This window comes from Celeribacter sp., assembly GCF_048270365.1.
Lineage (GTDB): Bacteria > Pseudomonadota > Alphaproteobacteria > Rhodobacterales > Rhodobacteraceae > Celeribacter.
Window position 1 is genome coordinate 1 of record NZ_JBLWTA010000067.1, and the last position, 6,666, is coordinate 6,666.

Sequence of the window (6,666 nt, forward strand, 5' to 3'; positions counted from 1 at the left end):
ACGGTGCGTTTCCCCATTTCGTTGGCGGCACGCATCACGCGGATCGCAATTTCGCCCCGGTTCGCGATGAGCACTTTCTGAAACATTTCTAACCTTTCCCTCATATGAGATTCATTTAATTTCATAGATTTTGATCGAATAGAAGTCGGCGGCACCTGTACTATTCTGATGGTAGCGTAAGTATGTTCGCGGATGTCCGTGACATAGGCGCCAGTGTTGTCTAATCGATGCATTGGAGATCGTATCAGGTGCCGGTGTGAGGCGATCGACGTCGACCAAAAAGATGGCGCTGGTTCGATCTTCGGCGACATGGAAACGCTTCAAGATGTTTCGTGCGGTATGAGAAGATGCTTGACCCGCAATGTCAGCTAAATCTCTTGACCAAAAGGTCAGTTGCCGCGCAGCTGTTGATGACACAAGGGAACCGCCAGAAGATCTTCGATATCCGCGATAAGGCACATAATGGGATGGTGCTACCGGATCGAGAGATCTCCTGGCTAGGCATGGACATTGGAGCGTTCACCCTCACACGTGGCAAGTGATCAGGAAACTCTGTCCAACCGTTGTTTTAGCCCAAAATGAGATTGGGCATAAAGGTTACAATTTGCGGGAACACTGCCAGCAGGATCACAAAAAGAATCATGATCAGAAGAAAAGGTAGAGTGACCCGAGCGATATAGCCTGTGCTCCGTCCGGTGATGTTCTGAATGACCGCAAAGTTGAACGCGACCGGCGGTGTGATCTGAGCCATCTCGACGACAAGTACCATGAAGATGCCAAACCAAACTTTGTCGAACCCGGCTGCTTCGACGAGCGGAAGAACCACAGGCAGGGTCGTCGCGATCATCGAGAAGCCTTCAAGGGCGGTACCAAGAATGAGATAGAGCAGGATCAGAGCGAGGATGAGCAGGATCGGCGACAGGTCGAGCGCTGTTACAAAGTTTGCGACAGCGGCTGGGATACCGAGAGTCGACGTGATGTTGCCGAGCACCGATGCTCCCAGGATGATGATGCCCATGACAGAGCAGGTCTGGACGGCACCGAGAATAATATCGCGCATGACCGAAAGCGAGAGCGCTTTTTGGCTGAGCGCAACAAGAAAGGCACCCACCACACCGAGAGCCGCAGCTTCGGAAGGTGTTGCAAGGCCACCGTACATTGAGCCGAGGACACAGATGATGAGGAACATTGCAGGAGCCAGATCGCGAAGTGCCGCAATCCGTTTGCGGAACGGCATGTGGCGCAGTTCACGCTCAGCCTCGGGAATGAGGTCTTTTTTGAGCGAGCTGCGGATCATGATGTAGGCCGCAAAAGTGGAGGCGAGCAGCAGCCCCGGCACGAAACCGGCCGTAAACAGTCGCAGCACGGATTCGTTGGCTAGAACGCCATACATGATCATCACGGTTGACGGCGGGATAAGAAAGCCAAGCGTGCCCGCACCAGCCAGACCGCCAATGGCGAGTTCCGGCGAATAGCCACGGTTCAAAAGCTCTTTGAGTGTCATGCGACCGACAACCTGGGTGGTTGCCGCAGAAGAACCGGAGATCGCCGCAAAGATCGAGCAGCCGACGATGTTGACGTGCAACAGGCGCCCCGGTAGCAGGCCGGCCCACGGGGCCAGACCGGAGAAGAGGGCTTCGGACAGTTTCGTGCGGAACAGAAACTCGCCCATCAGGATAAAAAGCGGAAGGGCTACGAGGTCAGGGGTTGTGAGGATATTGAAGAGGTACTGCGGGAACAGGCGGTCAATCGGGAGATTGGTAAACATCACCGCAAGGCCGATTGCCGTAGATAGGAGTGCAATCCCGATCCACGCGCCGGCAGCAAGCGTTCCGAACAGAAGGCCGAAGAGGCTGGATACAATCGCGCCCATGTCTTTTCCTTATATTTTTATGTGTCTCGCGAGAGGAGGCAGCGTACACTTACTCGATTGCGCTTGCGGCGCCGAGCTTGGTAGAGTTCACAGGACTACCACTCAGGGCAGTCACAAAACGGGCGATCATCTGGATGGCGAGCACGCCCGCACCGAGTGTCAGCACGGCTTGCGGAATCCAGAGCGGCGTGAAGCTTTCTTGCGATACATCGCCGTAACCGTAGTTGCGAAGGGTGAACTTGAAGAGCCAGTACGCCAGGCTGACGGTCACGGCCGAGCCCAGGGCAGAGGAGATGATTTCGAGAACCCGGACCAGCATCACGCGCTCGGAGGACATCACCAATTCGACGCGGAGCTGAAGTCCCGCGCGGAGTGTCATGCCTGAACCGAGGAGAAACGCGGCCCCCATGAGATAGGCGCTATATTCCCAGCCGACACCCGTACCAGAGGGGATGACGCTAAAGAAACGGCTGAAAAAAGCGAGGAGGATGTCGGTCAGGACCAATAACGTCAGCCCGACAACACACAGACCGGCAAGCCAGGCCCCCAAAAGTGAAACCGCATCTGCGGCCCTTTGCAGGGCCGCAGCAGGTCCACGAACTTCGGGAGCTTCGACCGAATTTTCGATGGACGTGTTATTCATCTCAATTCGTGCCTTTGGAAGCGAGGAACGCGTCTGCGATCGGTTTCGCAGCGGGCACGCGACCATAGAACTCTTTCTGGACAGACTGTGCTTTTTCCGTGATCTCGGCTTTCAGCTCATCAGAGATCGGAACGAGAGTCATGCCGTTTTCCTGCATGGTCGCGATGCTTTTGAGATCGCTGTTGTGGGAAATGTCCCAGAAGCCGGGTTCGAGATCAGCCGCAACTTTCTCGATGGCGGCGCGATCTTCTTCGGAGATCGAGTTCCAGGTGTCGAGGTTGATCGTAACCGCGTTGGAACCCCATGTGTGGTTTGTAGGGTAGATAAAGTCGAGGAATTCCCAGAAACGGCCGTCAACACCGGAGGTTGCAGAGGTGGCAACGCCTTCCACACGACCGGATGCGAGGGCGGGGAGGAGTTCGCCCCACGGCATGACGACGCCGTCCATGCCGATGCTGGTGATGATGTCGACGGTGTTTTTGTCAGCGCCGCGAACCGGAATGCCTTCGAAATCCTCAATGTCGTCCACTTCGACCTTGAGGTACACATACTGGGCCGGGGAGGGCACCATGTAGAGGAGTTTCTGGTTGTACTGCTCGAACAGCGCTTCGAATTCGGGACGCAGGTACTCGTGGTAGGACTTGAGTTCGTCCATGGAGCTCACGAGGAAAGGAACACCTTCTGCACCAAAAAGGGCGTTGCTGCCAACTTGTTGGCTGATGTTGATGTCGGCCATGTCGACGAGACCATCACGCACCGCATTCAGCTGGTCCGGGCCTTTGAAGCCGAGTGCGCCTGCGGCGTTTACGGTGATGGTCACTTCACCATCGGTCGCTTCAGAAACGGCGTCTGCAAAGGTCTTAGCGTTCTCAACCATAAAGTTGCCTTCCGGCAGAACGTCCGAGAGGCGCAAGTTAGTTTCAGCGAAGAGGGCGCAGCTGGACGCGAGAATTGCGGCGGTGCCAAGGGCGAGTGATTTGAACATTTGAACTGTATTCTCCCTGAGAGTTGCGGATTCTTCGGCTTTCTGCTGACTATAACAGAGATGGCCTTTGATCCGTTTTTGATGCATGTTTATAGGGAGTGACCTTACAGGTCGGCCAAGTCGCAGAAAAACACTGGTTCGTTCTGATGTAATCGCGAAAACGTATGTATGCCTTCCGTTGCATTGCCGGTGTGTCCGCATGATACCTGCGTGACGCCGGAAAGATCAAATATGGGCAGCGCTTCGATGGATATAAGAAAACTGAAATCCTTTGTTAAAATCATCGACATCGGAAGCATCACGCGCGCGTCGGCCATTTTGCACATTGCGCAGCCTGCACTCAGCCAGCAGATCGCGGGGCTTGAGGCGCATTATGGCAGACCGTTGCTTATACGATCGAAACGGGGGGTCGTGCCAACGGAAGCGGGCAAGGTCCTCTACCGCCATGCGCAGATGATCCTGCGTCAGATTGACGAAGCAGAACTCGATATTGCAAGTGCGTCGGAGGAAATCACGGGCGTCGTGCGCGTGGGCCTTGCGCCTCTGGGCCTGGGATCTCTTCTCGCAGCGCAACTGATACGACAAATTCGCGAAACACATCCCGGCATTGTTCTCTACGTTAATGAAAACGTTGGAGGCGGCGCCATGAGCGAACTGATCATGACCGGCAAAATGGATGTCGCGCTGATCTTCGATCCGGGCCCCATCCCGAGTCTCGCTTTCGAACAGATTGCGACCGAAGAATTGCACTTCGTGACAGTGTCCGAGGATTTCAAGGCAGAGGATGACGTGCAGTTCACAGAGGTCATTTCACGGCCAATGGTGCTGCCCAGCAAGATTCATACATTGCGGCAGGTGATCGATACCACGCTTGGGCGCGTGGGCCATACTGTGCGAGCGGTCGCGGAAACGGAATCGATCTCCGTTTTGTCGAACGCGCTTGCCGAGGGGCTTGGGGACACGATTCTGCCACTGTCAGCGGCGAAGGCTGTTAAGAGACGGGTTCCTGAAACCCGTCTCTGCCACATTCGTAAACCGAATATGCAGACCAACATGTCGGTATGCTGGTCCGCACAACTTGCGCTCTCCGAGGCAACCAATGTTGTGAAGGACGCGCTCGTTGAGTTGTCACGCGAATCCGGCCGTTAAATCAGCCCCCGTTATCCTGGGGATAGAAACTTGTCGGATCCGCGCGGTTCCACCGGGCGAGATACCCGTCGCCTTCGTCGTGGCCGCGTAGAAGAAACCCTTCCGGCAGATCGGGATAAACCTGATGGCCGACGATCATATTGCGTTCTTTCTCCCGCAGCATCAGGTGATGCGGGAGAAACTGGCCGGGATGTGTCAGACCCGCCGCGCCAGTGATCTCCGCGAGCGCATCAAGCGTGTTGGCATGAAAGTTCGCCACACGCTGCGCCTTGTCCGGCACGTTCACGGCGCGCGCGCGAAAGGCATCCTGTGTGGCGACCCCAACCGGACAGCGGTTCGTATGACAGGATTGCGACTGGATACAGCCGAGCGCGAACATGAAGCCGCGCGCGGAATTCGCCCAGTCCGCGCCGAGTGACATCGCCTTGGCAATATCGAAGGCGGAGACGAGTTTGCCGCTCGCGCCCAATTTGATCCGGTCACGAATATTGGCACCGCGCAGGGTGTTGTGAACAAAGGTCAGGCCTTCGATCAGCGGCATCCCAATGTGATTGGCAAACTCAAGGGGTGCGGCGCCTGTGCCACCTTCCTTGCCGTCAATCACGATGTAGTCGGGATAAATATCGGCCGCGAGCATCGCTTTGACGAGACACATGAATTCGCGCCGATGCCCGATGCAGAGCTTGAAGTCCACCGGTTTGCTCCCTGAGAACTGCCGTAGTTGGTCAATGAATTCCATGAGCTCGATCGGCGTGAAAAATGCGGAATGGCCGGGCGGAGAAATGCAATCCTGACCCATCGGAATCCCGCGAATCTCGGCGATTTCCGTTGTGATTTTCGCAGCGGGCAACATGCCGCCAAGCCCCGGTTTCGCACCCTGGCTGAGCTTAATCTCTATCATCTTAATTTGCGGATTCTGTGCGGTTTGTTCGAACATGTCCGGATCGAATGCGCCCTCAAGAGTCCGGCGGCCGAAATAGCCCGACCCGATTTCCCAGATGAGATCACCGCCTTGGCGATGGAACTTGGAAATGCCGCCTTCTCCGGTGTCATGCGCAAAGCCGCCTATTTTGGCACCACGGTTCAGCGCCGTAATCGCGTTACCCGAGAGCGCGCCGTAGCTCATCGCCGAAATGTTGTACACGGAGGCGTCGTAGGGCTGTTTACAGTCAGGGCCGCCGATGGTGACCTAAAAATCGGGATTATCGGTCTTGCGGGGCTGTATGGAATGGGTGAGCCACTGGTAGCCCGCGTCATAAATCAGCTTGCGCGTGCCGAAGGGTTTTGCGTCTTCAACCCCCTTGGCGCGCTGGTAGATCAGGGTGCGTTCATCGCGGGAGAATGGCTCTTCGTCCTGATCGTTCGCGAAGAAATACTGCCGGAGTTCGGGGCGGATGCTTTCGAAAATGTAGCGCATATGGCCGACCAACGGATAGTTGCGCAGGATCGCGTGCCGCGTCTGGCAAATGTCATAGAGGCCCAGCAAGATCAGTGCCGCAGCGATAGCAAGAACCGCACGCGCGCCGCTATGCGACGGGATGAGTGCGAAGGCGGCAATTGCAATGGCGACACAGAGGAGGAAGACGGTAAATCGGAGGGTGTTGTGGAGCACGGCGCAAGCCTTGGGAAAGGCGTCTGGACGTGTGAGAAAAGGCGCCCCATGAAAGGACGCCTTTGCCGGGAGTTTTATGCAGATTTGGCCCACGGGCCGTGCGGGTCGGCGACACCATCGAGGCGTTCGAACCCGTGCGCACCGAAGAAATCCCGCTGCGCCTGAATGATGTTCGCAGACGTGCGTTTGGTGCGTATCATGTCGAACCAGTTCAATGCGGCCGAGAGAGCCGGCACCGGAATCCCGGCGGCGGTCGCGCAGCCGACGGTCTTGCGCAGAGAGGCTTCGCTCTCTTTCACAATGCTCGCGAAGGGTTCCGTAAAGATCATGAGTGGCGCGTCGGAGCCGGACAGCGCATCGGCCATTTCATTGAGCATGTCGGACCGGATAATACAGCCGTCTCG

The 6,666-nt window shown here is 56.4% G+C and carries 5 protein-coding genes and 2 pseudogenes; 1 reads left to right on the top strand and 6 read right to left on the bottom strand.

Features of this window, described 5'->3' with window-relative positions; translation table 11 throughout:
- The 4 genes from ACN0X0_RS22825 to ACN0X0_RS22840 all read right to left on the bottom strand — a co-directional run.
- On the bottom strand, positions 1-311 hold a 311-nt coding region (locus ACN0X0_RS22825; RefSeq protein ID WP_417281114.1), incomplete at its 3' end, for a biotin carboxylase N-terminal domain-containing protein.
- Between the two features lie 257 nt (positions 312-568).
- Positions 569-1,873 carry a TRAP transporter large permease gene (locus tag ACN0X0_RS22830; protein ID WP_417281115.1) on the bottom strand — a complete coding sequence of 435 codons (1,305 nt, stop codon included), beginning with the start codon at positions 1,871-1,873 and terminating at the stop codon, positions 569-571.
- 49 nt (positions 1,874-1,922) lie between these two features.
- Complete coding sequence (locus ACN0X0_RS22835; RefSeq protein ID WP_417281116.1) at positions 1,923-2,516, bottom strand: TRAP transporter small permease; 594 nt, start codon at positions 2,514-2,516, stop codon at positions 1,923-1,925.
- Between the two features lies 1 nt (position 2,517).
- The gene (locus ACN0X0_RS22840; RefSeq protein ID WP_417281117.1) at positions 2,518-3,501 is read right to left on the bottom strand and encodes a TRAP transporter substrate-binding protein; all 984 of its coding nucleotides are present in this window, start codon (positions 3,499-3,501) and stop codon (positions 2,518-2,520) included.
- Between the two features lie 231 nt (positions 3,502-3,732).
- Here ACN0X0_RS22840 and ACN0X0_RS22845 point away from each other — a divergent pair, with 231 nt between their 5' ends.
- On the top strand, positions 3,733-4,650 hold the full coding sequence (locus ACN0X0_RS22845; RefSeq protein ID WP_417281118.1) for a LysR substrate-binding domain-containing protein: 918 nt from the start codon (positions 3,733-3,735) through the stop codon (positions 4,648-4,650).
- 1 nt (position 4,651) lies between these two features.
- Here ACN0X0_RS22845 and ACN0X0_RS22850 read toward each other — a convergent pair.
- Together ACN0X0_RS22850 and ACN0X0_RS22855 are read right to left on the bottom strand one after the other, a co-directional pair.
- Positions 4,652-6,190 (bottom strand): annotated as a pseudogene (locus tag ACN0X0_RS22850) (FMN-binding glutamate synthase family protein).
- Positions 6,191-6,336: 146 nt separating this feature from the next.
- A pseudogene (locus ACN0X0_RS22855) lies at positions 6,337-6,666 on the bottom strand (NADP-dependent phosphogluconate dehydrogenase); the annotation flags it as partial.

What these genes read in the sequence shown, in the direction of transcription:
- ACN0X0_RS22835 (WP_417281116.1), bottom strand. Translation starts at nt 2,516, where the DNA reads ATGAATAACACGTCCATCGAAAATTCGGTCGAAGCTCCCGAAGTTCGT.
- ACN0X0_RS22840 (WP_417281117.1), bottom strand. Translation starts at nt 3,501, where the DNA reads ATGTTCAAATCACTCGCCCTTGGCACCGCCGCAATTCTCGCGTCCAGC.
- ACN0X0_RS22845 (WP_417281118.1), top strand. Translation starts at nt 3,733, where the DNA reads ATGGGCAGCGCTTCGATGGATATAAGAAAACTGAAATCCTTTGTTAAA.
- ACN0X0_RS22830 (WP_417281115.1), bottom strand. Translation starts at nt 1,873, where the DNA reads ATGGGCGCGATTGTATCCAGCCTCTTCGGCCTTCTGTTCGGAACGCTT.